Source organism: Caulobacter radicis (genome assembly GCF_003094615.1).
Classification (GTDB): Bacteria; Pseudomonadota; Alphaproteobacteria; order Caulobacterales; family Caulobacteraceae; genus Caulobacter; species Caulobacter radicis.
Window position 1 is genome coordinate 40,886 of the sequence record NZ_QDKO01000017.1, and the last position, 14,394, is coordinate 55,279.

Sequence of the window (14,394 nt, forward strand, 5' to 3'; positions counted from 1 at the left end):
CGTCCTTCCGCCAGCGGAGGGACGACGGGAACCGCCTCTTTCGGCGATACTTCGCACCCTTCAGCGACGCGGGCCCGCAAGATGTGGGCGGACGCCGGGATCCCTATCTGTCAGATCCCTCCGCGAAAGGTGCGGTCCATGCCTCCCAGTACCATCGGCAGTGCGAACAACGACGCGCGTTCGGCCTATCTCGCCGGCGTCGGCTGCTATCTGCTCTGGGGCTTCCTGCCCCTCTATTTCCATACCCTGTCGGTCATGGGCGTCAGCTCGTTCGAGATGATCGCGCACCGGACGCTGTGGTCGGTGATCTGGGCCGGGGGCCTCGTGCTGCTGGCCCGCCAGGGCGGCCAGGTGGCGCAGGTGCTGCGCCAGCCCAAGACGCTGGGGATCCTGCTGCTCTCGACGCTGGCCATCTTCGGCAACTGGACGATCTACGTGCTGGCGGTGAACGCCGGGCGGGTGATCGAGGCCAGCCTCGGCTACTACATCAACCCGCTGATGAACATGGCGGCCGGCGCCCTGCTGTTCCGCGAGCGGATGAGCACCGAGGGCAAGGTCGCCATCGGCCTGGCCGCCGTCGGCGTGGCCATCCAGACCATCGCCCTTGGCCACCTGCCGCTGGTGTCGCTGGGCCTGGCGCTCAGCTTCTGCATCTATGCGATCCTCAAGAAGCAGGTGAAGGCCGACGCCCAGACGGGCCTGTTCATCGAGTGCGCCTACCTGGCGATCCCGGGATTGCTCTATGTCTGGCACCTCCAGGCCTCGGGCGCGGGCCACTTCACCCAGGACGCCCGCACGGCGATCCTGCTGCTGGCCGCCGGTCCGGCCACGGTCGTGCCGCTGGCCCTGTTCGCCTGGTCGGCCCGCCGCCTGCCGCTGAGCGCCATGGGCTTCCTGCAGTTCATCGCCCCGACTTTGCAGTTCCTGCTCGGCGTGTTCCTGGGCGAGGCCTTCACGCCGCTGCGGGCGCTGTCGTTCGTGTTCATCTGGCTGGGCGTGGCCGCCTTCGCCTACGGCGCCTGGAAGCGCACCCGCACGGCGCCGGCCGCGGCCTGAACCGTCACGGCCGACAGACGTTGGTCAATTTGTCGCACCGCCGCCGGCCCTTAAGCCGGCGGCAAGACGCGCCGCGTCAGGTATGCCGACAGACTTAATGCTGGGGGAACCATGTCCACGGAAACCATCACCACGCCCGATCTGGCCGCCGTGCTCGAGGCCCTGTCGGTCGAGATGTCGCTGGCCGCCGAGGCCTGCGGCCACCTCGACAGCGCCCTGGGCAAGATCCTCGAGAACACCCCGCCGGAATCGCGCATGGCCGTGATGCAGGAGCTGCACACGGTCGACCACCTGGCCCAGCACATCACCGCCATCACCGACTTCACCGCCAAGCTGGTGCAGGCCGCTCCGGGCGGCGTGCCGCTGCCGGTGCAGGAGGCCCTGTCGACCATCACCCTGGGGGCGGTGGCCGAGCGGCTGCGGGGGCGGCTGGGGGTCTGATCAGCCCTGCGTCCTTCGAGGCTCGCCTGCCGGCTCGCACCTCAGGATGAGGAATTCAGTGCAATGAGATCCTCATCCTGAGGCGCCCGCGCAGCGGGCCTCGAAGGACGCACGGCCTCACAAACTCGCGTAGGCCGCCTTGATCAGGCTGACCGCGCGCGGGTCGCCGATCAGTTCGTTGCCCTGGCGGTTCATCACGTACGAGCCCGAGACCCCGGTCTTCGGATCGGCGAAGGCGCACGATCCGCCCCAGCCGGAATGACCGAAGGCGTCGGCCGTGGGGCCGTAGAAGAAATTGGGCGTGTTGCGCATGAAGCCCGCGCCCCAGCTGATCTGGTAGGGCAGCACGAGGTCCTGGCCGGCGATGCGCTCGGCCCGGGCCTTCTCCATCGTCTGCGGCGACAGGATCTGCACGCCGTCCAGCGTGCCGCCGCTGGCCAGGGCGCCCATCAGGCGGGCCAGGGAATGGGCGGTGGCGTGGCCGTTGGCCGAGGGGATCTCGGCGCGGCGCCATTCGCCCGTGCCACGGCCGCCGGGCGCGGCCCACTTGGTCATGAAGGCGGCCTTCACCGCGTCGTTGATCTCGCCGAACTTCGGAAACGCGGTCGGCCGCATCAGGTCGGCGCAGCGGTGATGCTCGCTGTCGGGCAGGCCGATCCAGATATCGAGGCCCAGCGGCTGGGCCAGGTCCTCGCGCAGGGCCGTCCCCATGGTGCGGCCGTCGACGCGGCGGAAGATCTCGCCGGCCGTGAAGCCGAAGGTCACCGGGTGGTAGCCGCTGGCCGAGCCGATCGGCCACAGCGGGGCCATGGCGGCGAGCTTGGCGGTCGTCGCCTGCCAGTCGAACCAGATGGCCGGATCGACCTCGTCGAGGAAGCCCGACAGGCCGTCCTGGTGCGACATCACCTGGCCGACGGTGACGGCGTCCTTGCCGGCCTGCGCGAACTCCGGCCACACGGACGCGACGGTCTGGTCGTAGGACAGCTTGCCCTGGTCGACGAGGCGCGCGACCAGCAGGGCGGCGATCGCCTTGGTGGTCGAGAACAGCGGCGTCAGGGTGTCGGGTCCGAAGGCGACCTGATGCTTGCGGTCCGCATAGCCGGCCATCAGGTCGACCACCACCTCGCCGTCGACGGCCAGGGTAAAGCGCGCGCCCAGTTCGCCGCCGCCCGGCGAGGCCGGATCGAAATTGGCCTCGAAGGCGTCATAGACCTGGGCGAACGGGGCGGGGCAGACGCCGGTGATGTCGAGGCTCATGAAGTTTCGTCTAGCCCGCCGGGCCGGGGTTTGTCATCCGAAGGACAGTACGATGCGTAACCGGAGCCCGCCGATGAAGCCCGACGTCCTGCAGCTCAAGGCCCTGTCCCCGCAGCTCGAAGCCGGGCTGGAGGCGGCCTACACGGTCCACCGGCCCTATCGCGCCGCCGATCCGGACGCCCTGATCGGCGAGGTGGCGGGCAAGGTGCGCGCCGTGGTCACCGGCGGCGACCTGGGCGTGCCCGCCGAGCTGTGGGATCGCCTCCCAGCCCTGGAGATCGTCGCCGTGCACGGCGTCGGCCTCGACAAGGTCGATCTCGACCTCGCCGCCGCGCGGGGGATCACCGTGACCACCACGCCCGGCGTGCTGACGCAGGACGTCGCCGAGCTGGCGATCGGCCTGTGGCTGTCGCTGTCGCGCCGGATGGTGAGCGCCGACCGCTATGTGCGCGAAGGCCGCTGGCCGAAGGCAGAGCGCTTGGCCCTGGCGCGGCGGGCGACGGGGCGCACGGTGGGGATCCTGGGCCTGGGCCAGATCGGCCGGGCCATCGCCGACATGGCCGCGCCGTTCGCGGGGCGGATCGCCTATCACAGCCGCCGGCCGGTCCAGGGCGTTCCCTACGCCTACCACGCCAGCCCGCTGGAGCTGGCCAGGGCGGTCGACGTGCTGTTCCTGGTCACCCCGGGCGACGCCGGCCCGCTGGTCGATGCGGACGTGCTGGCGGCGCTGGGACCGGATGGCCTGCTGATCAATGTGGCGCGCGGCTCGGTGGTCGACGAGGCCGCCCTCGTGGCGGCGCTGACGAACGGTACGATCGCCGGCGCGGGCCTGGACGTGTTCGAGGACGAGCCGAACGTTCCACAGGCGCTGCTGGCGATGGACAACGTGGTGCTGCAACCCCACCGCGGCAGCGCCACGGAAGAGGCGCGCGCGGCGATGGCGGCGCTGGTGCTGGAGAATTTGGGTCGGCATTTCGGGAGGTGAACGCCCGCCCCCCCATTCACTCCCGTCATTCCCGCCCTTGTGGCGGGAACCCCTCTGTCGGCCGCAAGGGCAGGAGGGGCGGCGTGCTCGGCACGCCGCTTGCGTCTCGCGTGTCAGCGGAACCAGAGGTTCCCGCCACAAGGGCGGGAATGACGGGAGGTTGGGGGCTTACGCCAACCGCTCGATCCGCACGGTCGGCGAGGTCTGCTTGATGCGGGCGGCCATGGCCACGATCGGCAGTTCGGGGGCGTTCCAGATGTTGGCGGCGGTGACGGTCTCGGCCACGCCGCCGACGGCGCGGGCCAGGCCGTAGGACAGGGTCTGGCCTTCGAGGATCGAGGCGGCGAACAGGGCGGTCAGCAGGTCGCCGGTGCCGCTGGGCGAGCGCTCGGCCTTGGCGTGGGCGGCGAGCCACGCTTCCTTGCGGTCGGCGTAGACGACGCCGATCTCGTTTCCGCGCTGCACCGACGAGACGATCACCGGCTTGTTCAGCAGGCGGGCGGCGCGCACGGCCCCGACCGGATCGCGGACCTCGGCGCCGGTCAGGCGTTGCAGCTCCCAGGCGTTGGGGGCGACGATGTCGGCGCGCGGGATCAGGTCGGCGGCGATGGCGTCGGCGACCTCGGTCGGCACGTAGAGGCCCTTGCCGGCGTCGCCCATGGTCGGATCGACGATGATGGTCGGCTTGCGGCCCGAGGACCCGTCGCGCGGCGCGGCCCGTACGGCGTCGATGGCCCGGGCCGCGGCGCGCACCTGGGCGGCGCTGGCGAAATAGCCGGTGATGACGATGTCCGTCAGGCCGAACAGGCCATTAGCCTCCAGCCCGTCGAGCATGCCCTCGACCACCTCGATCGGCACCGGCGCGCCGCCGGGAACGCCCCAGCCGGGATGGCGGCCGAACAGCACGGTCGGCACGACCATGGTGTCGATGCGGAACTGGGTCAGGGCCGCGGCCTGGGCGGTGGCGCCCACCTGGCTGCCGGCGACATGGCTGGAAATGAGGAGCGCGAGCGGCATGGCCAAAGCGATTAGCCGAGCACGCGGAACTTGAACAGGGCGTCACGACGGCAAATCCGAGGCCGCTCGTCCCCTGGTCGAAACCGGCACGAAAAAGCCCGCTCCGAAGAGCGGGCTTTCCTTGGATCTGCCTGTCGGCCGATCGCTTAGTAGCGGTAGTGGTCCGGCTTGAACGGACCGGCTTCCGGCACGCCGATGTAGTCGGCCTGTTCCTTGTTCAGCTTCGACAGCTTCGCGCCGAGCTTTTCGAGGTGCAGGAAGGCGACCTTCTCGTCGAGGTGCTTGGGCAGGGTGTAGACCTCGTTCTTGTACGCGGCCTTGTTGGTCCACAGTTCGATCTGGGCCAGGGTCTGGTTGGTGAAGCTGGCCGACATCACGAACGAGGGGTGGCCCGTGGCGTTGCCCAGGTTCACCAGGCGGCCTTCCGACAGCAGGATGATCTTCTTGCCGTCCGGGAATTCCACGTGGTGGACCTGCGGCTTGATCTCGTCCCACTTGAAGTTCTTCAGGCCGGCGACCTGAATTTCCGAGTCGAAGTGGCCGATGTTGCAGACGATGGCGTTGTTCTTCATCCGGCGCATGTGGTCGACGGTGATGACGTCCTTGTTGCCGGTCGCCGTCACGTAGATGTCGGCCTTGTCGGCGACGTCGTCGAGGGTCTGGACTTCGTAGCCTTCCATCGCCGCCTGCAGGGCGCAGATCGGGTCGATCTCGGTGACGATCACGCGGGCGCCGCCTTGACGCAAGCTGGCGGCCGAGCCCTTGCCCACGTCGCCGTAGCCGCAAACCACCGCGACCTTGCCCGACAGCATGACGTCGGTGCCGCGACGGATGGCGTCGACCAGCGATTCACGGCAGCCGTACAGGTTGTCGAACTTCGACTTCGTGACACTGTCGTTGACGTTGATGGCCGGGAACGGCAGGTCGCCCTTCTGAGCCATCTGGTACAGGCGGTGCACGCCCGTGGTGGTCTCTTCCGACACGCCGCCGATGGCGTCGCGGATGGCGGTGTAGAAGCCCGGCTTTTCGGCCAGGTAGCGCTTCATGACCGTGAAGAGCGCTTCTTCTTCTTCGTTCTGCGGGTTGTTGAGGATCGACGGATCCTTCTCGGCCTTCGGGCCCAACACGCACAGCAGGGTGGCGTCGCCGCCGTCGTCGAGGATCAGGTTCGGGTAGCCGCCGTCGTGCCACTCGAAGATCTTGTGGGCGTATTCCCAGTACTCGACCAGGTTCTCGCCCTTGAAGGCGAAGACCGGGATGCCGGCGGCGGCGATGGCGGCGGCGGCGTGGTCCTGGGTCGAGAAGATGTTGCACGAAGCCCAGCGGACCTCGGCGCCCAGGGCCGTCAGGGTCTCGATCAGCACGCCGGTCTGGATCGTCATGTGCAGGCTGCCGGCGATGCGGGCGCCCTTGAGGACCTGCGCGGGGCCGTATTCGGCGCGCGTGGCCATCAGGCCCGGCATTTCGGTCTCGGCGATGGCGAGTTCCTTGCGGCCGAAATCGGCGAGCGAGATGTCCTTGACGATGTAGTCGGCCACGGGCGGCTCCTGGATCGGGGGAATGTCTTGACCGCTGTATAGCGCGGGCGGCGGACAGTGGCAAATTGACATAAAGATTTCCTTATGTCCGCGAGCTCGCGAAATGGGCAGACGCAATACGCGTGACGGGAGAACTGGCGTGACCCTTGCGGACCGGGGCGGCTCTAGTGCCAATGTGGGATGTGGGGGACTATCAATCATGCGCTCGCCGAGCCGGCCTTTCTTCAAGGCCTATGAAGTCGTGGCCATCGTGGCCTTCGTGATCGTGGCCGCCGTCGTCGGCAGCCTGAAACTGGTCTACTGAAACCAGCCGGACGGACCGTCCAGGGAACGGAACGCCGTTCGCCGCGCGTTGTAGACGGATGCCGGAAGGTTCCGTTTCGACACCGCCGCCGCCGACCAGCCCCGGGCGCAAGCCCGGCGCCCGCTGGCGCGCCCTGCCGCGATCGGCCCGCTGGGGCATCGGCGGCGCCCTGCTGATCCTGGCGGCGGTCGTCGCCTTCTTCGTCTGGTTCGACTGGAACATGCTGCGCGGGCCGGTCGGCCGCTTCGCCTCGGCCCAGTTGAAGCGCGAGGTGCGGATCGACGGCGACCTGCGCGTCCACCCCTGGTCGTTCTCGCCCAAGGCCGAGGCCTATGGCCTGTTCCTGGGCCAGCCGGACTGGGCGCCCAAGACCGGTCCCCAGGCCGGCCACATGGCCCGCGTCGACCGGGTGGCGGTGCAGATCAAGCTGCTGCCGCTGCTGAAGGGCGACGTCATCCTGCCGCTGGTGGCGGTCGACCGCCCCGACGTGCGGCTGCTGCGCGAGGCCTCGGGCCGCGCCAACTGGACCTTCGGCGATCCGAACAAGAAGCGCGCCAAGCCGCTGAAGCTGCCGGCCATCCAGCACTTCGTGATCAACGAGGGCGCCCTGCGGGTCGAGGATCGCCAGCGCGACGTGCTGTTCACCGGCACGGTCAGCTCCAACGAACACGCCAGCGGCGACGGCAAGGGCCGCTTCGTGCTGGAGGGCAAGGGCACATACAATCGCTCGCCGTTCCTGGCGCGGGTGACGGGCGGGCCGCTGCTGAACATCTCGCCCAACCGGCCCTACCCGTTCGACGCCGAGGTCAGCGCCGGCGCGACGCGGGTGTCGGCCGAGGGCTCGATCACCAAGCCGTTCGATCTGGGCCGGTTCGAAAGCAACCTGACCGTGGCGGGCAGCGACCTCAACCGCCTCTATGGCCTCACGGGCCTGACCCTGCCCAATACCCCGCCCTACAAGATCAGCGGCCACCTGACCCGCAAGGGCGGCCGGTTCGACTTCCAGAAGTTCTCCGGCCGCATCGGCGACAGCGACGTCAACGGCGACCTCTTCGTGCTGGTCGACCGCGAGCGGCCCTACTTGGAGGCCGACCTCCGCTCCAAGCGCCTGGACTTCGACGACCTGGGCAGCCTGGTCGGCGCCGCCCCGGCCACCGGTCGCGGCGAGACCGCCTCGGCCGGCCAGAAGGTCGAGGCCGGCCAGCGCGAGGCCACCGGCCGCATCCTGCCCGACGCCACCTTGCAGACCGACCGCGTGCGGGCCATGGACGCCAAGGTCACCTACCGCGCCCTGGCGGTGAACGCCCCCAACCTGCCGCTGCAGAAGGTCCGGCTGGACCTGACGCTGGACAAGGGCGTGCTGAACATGGACCCCATCGCCTTCACCTTCTCGCGCGGCGACCTGGCCGGCAAGGTGCGGCTGGACGCGCGGCCCAACACGCCCGTCACCGACCTTGATCTGCGCCTGACCAACGCCAAGCTGGAGGACTTCATTCCACTGAAGACCGCCGGAAAGCCGGCCATCGAGGGCGGCATCGTGGCGCGGGCCAAGCTGCGCGGGGTCGGCAATTCGGTGCACCGGGCGGCGGCCTCGTCGAACGGAACGGTGACCCTGGTCGCGCCCAAGGGCCAGGTGCGCCAGGCCTTCGCCGAGCTGCTGGGCGTCAACGCGTCCAAGGGCCTGCTGATGCTGCTGTCAAAGGACACCAAGGAGACCAGCCTGCGCTGCGCCGTGGCCAGCTTCGACGTCAGGGACGGCGTCATGCGGGCCGACAAGATCATCGCCGACACCGGCGTCGTGGTGGCCAAGGGCGAGGGCACGATCAACCTGAAGACCGAGCGCCTGGACCTGCGCATCGAGGGCGACAGCAAGAAGCCGCGCCTGGTGCGCCTGTTCATCCCGATCGAGATCAAGGGTCCGCTGGGCAAGCCCGATATCGATCTTCAGCCCGGCGGCGCCATCGCCCAGGGCGGCGTGGCCGCGGCGCTGGGCTCGCTGCTCAGCCCCCTGGCGGCCATCCTGCCGTTCGTCACCCCCGGCCTGGAAAAGGACGCCGACTGCGCGTCCCTGGTGGCCGAGGCCCGCGGCGACGGCGTGGCGGTGCGCACCACCCAGACGACACAGGCCAAGCCGAAGAAGGGCGAGTAGCCCGGCGCCTCACCAGAACGGCTTGAGGTCCTTCATCTCCGACAGCGCGGCCTTGGCCTCGCGCATCAGCTTGTGGGTCGCTTCGGGCGCCGTCGACAGGGCCCCGGCGGCGTAGGCGGCCTGGGGGTCGCCGTCGGCCAGGGCCGCGTCGCGGGCCAGGCTCGCGCCCAGCGTCTGGTCGTTGAGCCCGCCCAGCGTATCCTGCAGGTCGCGGGCGGCGGCCGACCACCGCTCCAGCCGCTTGGGATGGTCGGGGAACAGCGGGGCCAGGGCGTCGATGGCGTAGCGCAGACCCTTGCCGCGGATGCGCAGGCGATGGCGGTCCTCGGCGTCGAGCGTCTCCAGGTGTTCGCCGCGCTTGAGCACGTCCTTCGACAGCGCCCTGAGCCGGTCGGCCGCGAAGGCCTTGGCGGGGGTTCCCCGCGTCTCGGCCCGCTCGGGATCGGCCAGCCAGTCGCCGGCCTCCAGCCAGGCGGCGATATCCAGCGCCAGCGGGCCGAAGCGGCCAGGCGCGGCGGCGTCCAGGGCGCGGGCGTAGGCCGCCTGCTGGGCCTCGACCAGGGCCTTGCCCAGCGCGGCCAGACCCTCGACGGGCTGCGGGTCGGCCTCGACGGCCGGACGCCAGGTCCCGGCGATGTAGACGTCGAGGTCGCGGGCCGGCCCAAGCGCGTCGGCCATGACCTTCAGCGCGTCCGATGCCGGCGTCGCCGCCAGCCTGCCGGTGACGGGACGGAACAGCTTGAAGAGCGCCCGCAGACGGCGGGCGGCGACGCGCAGTTCGTGCAGCGCCTCGGGACCGGGCAGGTCGACCAGGGCCTCGGCGGCGACGCACAGGCGGCCCAGCGCGGTGTTGCCCAGGGCCTGGAAGGCCTCGGCGGCGGTCATGCCGCGGGTCAGGACGGCGGCTTCGCGGCGGGCGCCGGGCGCTTCGCCCAGGGCCAGGGCGTAGCCGCGCTCGGCCTTGCTGACCAGGGACAGGCGCAGCGGCGCGTGGGCCATCAGGTCGCGGGCCAGGTCGAACAGGGCGGCGGGCTCGCCGGTCTTGAGTTCCAGTTCGAGTTCGTTGACGGCGGCGCGGTCGGTCCCGGCCTGCAGCTCGCCGCGATCCAGCGCCGCCTCGATCACCGCGCCGGCGTGCTCCACCAGGCGCAGGGTGCGCTCGACCTTGGCGGCGAAGACTGGGGCCAGGACGTCGCCGTTGACGATGCGGCCGGCCGGGGTCTGGTCCAGCAGGTCGCGGTCGGGACCGGGACCCGAAACGGGCGCCTCCCACTCGCCGCGAGCGAAGACGCCGCCGGCCGAGGCCGATTTCAGGGTCTGCTTGCGGCCGCCGTCGCCGTCGCGCACCCGCAGGCCGAAGCCCGCCCGGCGCAGGGCGTGGTCGGCGGTGTCGTAATAGGTGGCGTCGAGCCGGCGCACCGCGCCGTCAGCGCCCAGCCGGGCCAGGATCGCGTCGGAAGCCTCCGGGGCGATCAGGAACTTCAGTTCGATTTCGCGGTCCATGATCCGACTATAACCACCCTGCAGGCGTTTGGCTTCCGCAACGCAACATCGTGCGGATGCGCGGGCCGTCTTGCCATTCTGATCGCCCAAGTTCAAACCTGCGCGCCATGACGCCGATCAACATCTCCGCACAGCCCCGCCACGACTGGACCCTCGAGCAGGTCGAGGCGCTGTTCGCCCTGCCGTTCATGGAGCTGGTGTTCGAGGCCGCGCGCGTGCACCGCGCCTGGTTCGACCCCTCCGAGATGCAGCTGTCGCAGCTGCTGTCGGTCAAGACCGGCGGCTGCGCCGAGAACTGCGGCTATTGCAGCCAGAGCGCCCACTTCAAGACCGGCCTGAAGGCCGAGAAGCTGATGGAGCCGGCCGTGGTCATCGCCAAGGCCAAGGCCGCCCGCGACGGCGGCGCCCAACGCTTCTGCATGGGCGCGGCCTGGCGCGAGCTGAAGGACCGCGACCTGCCCAAGCTGGCCGAAATGATCGGCGGGGTGAAGGCCCTGGGCCTGGAGACCTGCGCGACCCTGGGGATGCTGACCGCGCAGCAGGCCAAGCAGCTGAAGGACGCCGGCCTCGACTACTACAACCACAACCTCGACACCGGCCCCGACTACTACAAGGACGTGGTGACGACCCGCACCTACCAGGAGCGCCTCGACACCCTGGCCTATGTGCGCGACGCGGGCATGAGCACCTGCTGCGGCGGCATCGTCGGCATGGGCGAGACCCGTCGCGACCGCGCCGGCCTGCTGCACCAGCTGGCCACCCTGCCGGCCCACCCCGACAGCCTGCCGATCAACGGCCTGGTGCCGATCAGCGGCACCCCGCTGGGCGACCAGATCCTGGCCGAGGGCGAAAAAGCGATCGACTCCATCGAGTTCGTCCGCACCATCGCGGTCGCCCGCATCGTCTGCCCCAAGGCCATGGTCCGCCTGTCGGCCGGCCGCGAGGGCATGAACCGCGAGCTGCAGGCCCTGTGCTTCCTGGCCGGCGCCAACTCGATCTTCGTCGGCGGCAAGCTGCTGACCACGCCGCTGCCCGACATGGACGACGACAGCCGCCTGTTCCACGACCTCGACCTCAAGCCGATGGTCATGGTGAAGGCCGAGGTGGCGGCTCCCGAAGCGGTGCCGGCGGAATAGGCCTGCGGCTCTCTTCTTCCGTAAAATCCCCGCGAAATCGGGGACCCAGGTGTTTTGTCGTCGAGCGCCGTGGGTTGCAGAAAAAGCCTGGGTCCCCGCTTTCGCGGGGATTGGGCGGGATGTGCGATCAAGCCCTCATCTTTCTGGACGAAATTTAATGAAGGCGGGCCCGGCGCTCGCTTGTCCCGGATGCCCCGCAACCTATGGTGCGGGGCATCTTCGCTTTTACGCGAAAACCTATTCGGGGCTCTTCATGAAGCTGTTCGCCTCCGCCGCCGTCGCGGCGTTGCTCCTCGCCAACCCGGTGCTCGCGCAAGCCGCACCCAAGCCTGCCGCGAAAGTCACCGGCCAGCTGGCCCAGCTGCCCAGCGTCGACATTCCCTATACGAAGTTCACCCTGGCCAACGGCCTGACCGTGATCGTCCACGAGGACCACAAGGCCCCGATCGTGGCGGTCAACATCTGGTACCATGTCGGTTCGAAGAACGAGCCCAAGGGCCGCACGGGCTTTGCCCACCTGTTCGAACACCTGATGTTCAACGGCTCGGAGAACTTCAACGACGACTGGTTCAAGGCGCTGGAGAAGCTGGGCGCCACCGACATGAACGGCACCACCAGCGAAGACCGCACCAACTACTTCCAGAACGTGCCGACCGCGGCGCTGGACCAGGTGCTGTGGCTCGAGAGCGACCGCATGGGCCACCTCGTCGGCGCCATCGACAAGGCCAAGCTCGACGAGCAGCGCGGCGTCGTCCAGAACGAGAAGCGCCAGGGCGAGAACCAGCCCTACGGCAAGGTCTGGGACGTGATCACCGCCAGCACCTACGACGCCGACCACCCCTACGGCCACACGGTGATCGGCGAGATGGCCGATCTGGACGCGGCCTCGCTGGACGACGTCAAGACCTGGTTCAAGACCTATTACGGCCCGGCCAACGCCACCCTGGTCCTGGCCGGCGACATCACCCCCGCCGAAGCCAAGGCCAAGGTCGAGAAGTACTTCGGCGACATCCCCTCGGGTCCGCCGATCGCCCGCCAGAAGGCCTGGACGGCCAAGCGCACCGGCAGCCAGCGCGCCGAGATGCAGGACCGCGTGCCGCAGACCCGGATCTACAAGATCTGGAACGTGCCGGGCTACGGCACGGCCGAGTCCGACTACCTGGCCCTGCTGGGCGACGTGCTGGTCTCGGACAAGACCTCGCGGCTCTACCAGCGCCTGGTCTATACCGACCAGACCGCGGTCAATGTCGGGGCCGGCGTCAACGAGAGCGAGATCGGCAGCCAGTTCATGGTCACCATCACCGTCAAGCCGGGCGGCGACCCGGCGGCGGTGGAAAAGGCCTTCGACGAAGAATTCCAGCGCCTGCTGCGCGACGGGCCCACGCCCGAGGAAGTGGCCAAGGTCCGCACGCTGAGCCTGTCGAACTTCGTGCGCGGGGTCGAGCGCATCGGCGGCTTCGGCGGCAAGTCCGACATCCTGGCCGAGAGCCAAGTCTATCTGGGCTCGCCCGACGCCTACAAGACGAGCCTGGAGCGCATCCGCGGGGCCACCGCGGCCCAGTTGCAGGCGGCCGGCAAGGCCTGGCTGACCGACGGCGACTTCACCCTGACCGTGACGCCGTTCCCGACCTACACGACCACCGCCGGCGTCGACCGCAAGACCATGCCCGAGGTCGGCCCGACCAAGGCCCCGGCCTTCGTCAAGCTCGAGCGCGCCACCCTGTCGAACGGGATCAAGGTGATCCTGGCCGAGCGCCACGAGACGCCGCAGATCCAGCTCAGCATGCTGTTCGACGCCGGCGTGGCCGCCAGCGCCGGCGACAAGGCCGGCCTGACGGGCGTGACCACCAGCATGCTGACCGAGGGCACGACGCACCGCGACGGCCTGACCATCAGCCGCGAACTGGCCCAACTGGGCGCGGGCATCGGCTCGGGCAGCGGCCTGGACTTCACCTCGGTGTCGCTCAACACCCTGACCACCACCCTCGATCCGGCCCTGGCGATCTATGCCGACGTGCTGCAGAACCCGGCCTTCAAGCCCGAGGATCTGGACCGCTTCAAGAAGCAGAACATCGCCGGCATCCAGCAGGCCAAGCAGAACCCGCAGGCGATGTCGAACCGCGTCTTGCCGGTGTTGGCCTACGGCGCCGGCTCGCCTTACGGCCAGCTGACCACCGAGGCCTCGATCGCCTCGATCACCCGCGACGACGTCGTGCGCTTCCAGAAGACCTGGCTGCAGCCGCAGGGCGCGACCCTGGTGGTGGTCGGCGACACCACCCTGGAACAGCTGCTGCCCAAGCTTGAAGCCCAGCTTGGCGGCTGGAAGGGCGCGCAGGGCAAGACCAAGCCTCCGGTGCAGTCGACCCCGGGCAAGGGCGCGGTCTATCTGATCGACAAGCCCGGGGCCCAGCAGTCGGTGATCGCTGCCGGCAATCTGGTCCCGCCGCGCGACCCGAACGACCAGGCCGCGCTGGACGCCTTCAACAGCGTGTTCGGCGGCGACTTCGTCTCGCGCCTGAACATGAACCTGCGCGAGGACAAGCACTGGTCGTACGGCGCCGTCTCGGGCATCCGCGACGCCCGCGGCTCGCGCCTGTTCCTGCTCCGCGCGCCGGTGCAGACCGACAAGACCGCCGAGTCGTTCACCGAGGCCCGCAAGGAGCTGACCGACATCATCGGTCCGCGCCCGGTGACCCCGGCCGAACTGGCCAAGGCCCAGAACAGCCTGACCCTGTCGATGCCCGGCAACTGGGAGACCGGCGGGGCCGTGGCCGACTCCATCGGCGAACTGGTCAACTACGGCCTGCCCGACAGCTATTTCGACGAATATCCGGCCGACGTGCGGGCGGTGAGCGTCGAAAGCGCCACGGCCGCCGCCAGGAAGGTGATCAAGCCGGACGAACTGGTCTGGGTGATCGTCGGCGATCGCGCCGTGATCGAACCCAAGCTCAAGGCCCTGAAGCTCGACATCAAGGTGATCGACGCCGACGGCAAGCCGGCCCAGTAGG

General features: G+C 69.4%; 10 protein-coding genes and 1 pseudogene. 7 read left to right on the forward strand and 4 right to left on the reverse strand.

Annotation, left to right across the window (positions count from 1 at the left end; all coding sequences use genetic code 11):
- Nucleotides 1-138 precede the first annotated feature (138 nt).
- The 3 genes and pseudogenes from rarD to DDF62_RS26640 all read left to right on the forward strand — a co-directional run bounded on the left by rarD (nucleotide 139) and on the right by DDF62_RS26640 (nucleotide 1,630).
- Nucleotides 139-1,056: an EamA family transporter RarD gene (gene rarD / locus DDF62_RS10400; RefSeq protein ID WP_116489053.1), complete on the forward strand. Its 918-nt coding sequence runs from the start codon at nucleotides 139-141 to the stop codon at nucleotides 1,054-1,056.
- Between the two features lie 111 nt (nucleotides 1,057-1,167).
- On the forward strand, nucleotides 1,168-1,497 hold the full coding sequence (locus DDF62_RS10405; RefSeq protein ID WP_116489054.1) for a hypothetical protein: 330 nt from the start codon (nucleotides 1,168-1,170) through the stop codon (nucleotides 1,495-1,497).
- Nucleotides 1,494-1,630 (forward strand): annotated as a pseudogene (locus DDF62_RS26640) (hypothetical protein). Before DDF62_RS10405 ends, DDF62_RS26640 begins: the two are co-directional and overlap by 4 nt.
- Here the strand turns inward: DDF62_RS26640 and DDF62_RS10410 are convergent.
- On the reverse strand, nucleotides 1,615-2,754 hold the full coding sequence (locus tag DDF62_RS10410; RefSeq protein WP_116489055.1) for a serine hydrolase domain-containing protein: 1,140 nt from the start codon (nucleotides 2,752-2,754) through the stop codon (nucleotides 1,615-1,617). The pseudogene DDF62_RS26640 and the gene DDF62_RS10410 sit on opposite strands and share 16 nt — an antisense overlap.
- Before the next feature lie 73 nt (nucleotides 2,755-2,827).
- On the opposite strand from DDF62_RS10410, the gene DDF62_RS10415 reads away from it, so the two are divergent.
- Nucleotides 2,828-3,739 carry a 2-hydroxyacid dehydrogenase gene (locus DDF62_RS10415; protein WP_116489056.1) on the forward strand — a complete coding sequence of 304 codons (912 nt, stop codon included), beginning with the start codon at nucleotides 2,828-2,830 and terminating at the stop codon, nucleotides 3,737-3,739.
- A gap of 168 nt (nucleotides 3,740-3,907) precedes the next feature.
- Here DDF62_RS10415 and DDF62_RS10420 read toward each other — a convergent pair whose 3' ends face one another.
- Together DDF62_RS10420 and ahcY are read right to left on the reverse strand one after the other, a co-directional pair.
- Entirely contained in the window at nucleotides 3,908-4,756 is an 849-nt protein-coding gene (locus DDF62_RS10420; RefSeq protein WP_116489097.1) for a PfkB family carbohydrate kinase, read from the reverse strand.
- Between the two features lie 146 nt (nucleotides 4,757-4,902).
- Nucleotides 4,903-6,294 (reverse strand): adenosylhomocysteinase, encoded by a 1,392-nt coding sequence (ahcY, locus tag DDF62_RS10425; protein WP_116489057.1) that lies wholly within the window; start codon nucleotides 6,292-6,294, stop codon nucleotides 4,903-4,905.
- A gap of 362 nt (nucleotides 6,295-6,656) precedes the next feature.
- Here ahcY and DDF62_RS10430 point away from each other — a divergent pair, with 362 nt between their 5' ends.
- Complete coding sequence (locus DDF62_RS10430) at nucleotides 6,657-8,747, forward strand: AsmA family protein (RefSeq protein ID WP_116489058.1); 2,091 nt, start codon at nucleotides 6,657-6,659, stop codon at nucleotides 8,745-8,747.
- A gap of 9 nt (nucleotides 8,748-8,756) precedes the next feature.
- On the opposite strand, the gene DDF62_RS10435 is transcribed toward DDF62_RS10430, so the two are convergent.
- Nucleotides 8,757-10,250, reverse strand: a complete 1,494-nt coding sequence (locus DDF62_RS10435) for a CYTH and CHAD domain-containing protein (protein WP_116489059.1) — start codon at nucleotides 10,248-10,250, stop codon at nucleotides 8,757-8,759.
- 107 nt (nucleotides 10,251-10,357) lie between these two features.
- On the opposite strand from DDF62_RS10435, the gene bioB reads away from it, so the two are divergent.
- Both bioB and DDF62_RS10445 read left to right on the forward strand, forming a co-directional pair.
- Nucleotides 10,358-11,386, forward strand: coding sequence for a biotin synthase BioB (bioB, locus tag DDF62_RS10440; RefSeq protein ID WP_116489060.1), 1,029 nt, complete (start codon nucleotides 10,358-10,360; stop codon nucleotides 11,384-11,386).
- A 253-nt stretch (nucleotides 11,387-11,639) separates the two neighbouring features.
- On the forward strand, nucleotides 11,640-14,393 hold the full coding sequence (locus DDF62_RS10445; RefSeq protein WP_116489061.1) for a M16 family metallopeptidase: 2,754 nt from the start codon (nucleotides 11,640-11,642) through the stop codon (nucleotides 14,391-14,393).
- Nucleotide 14,394 lies beyond the last annotated feature (1 nt).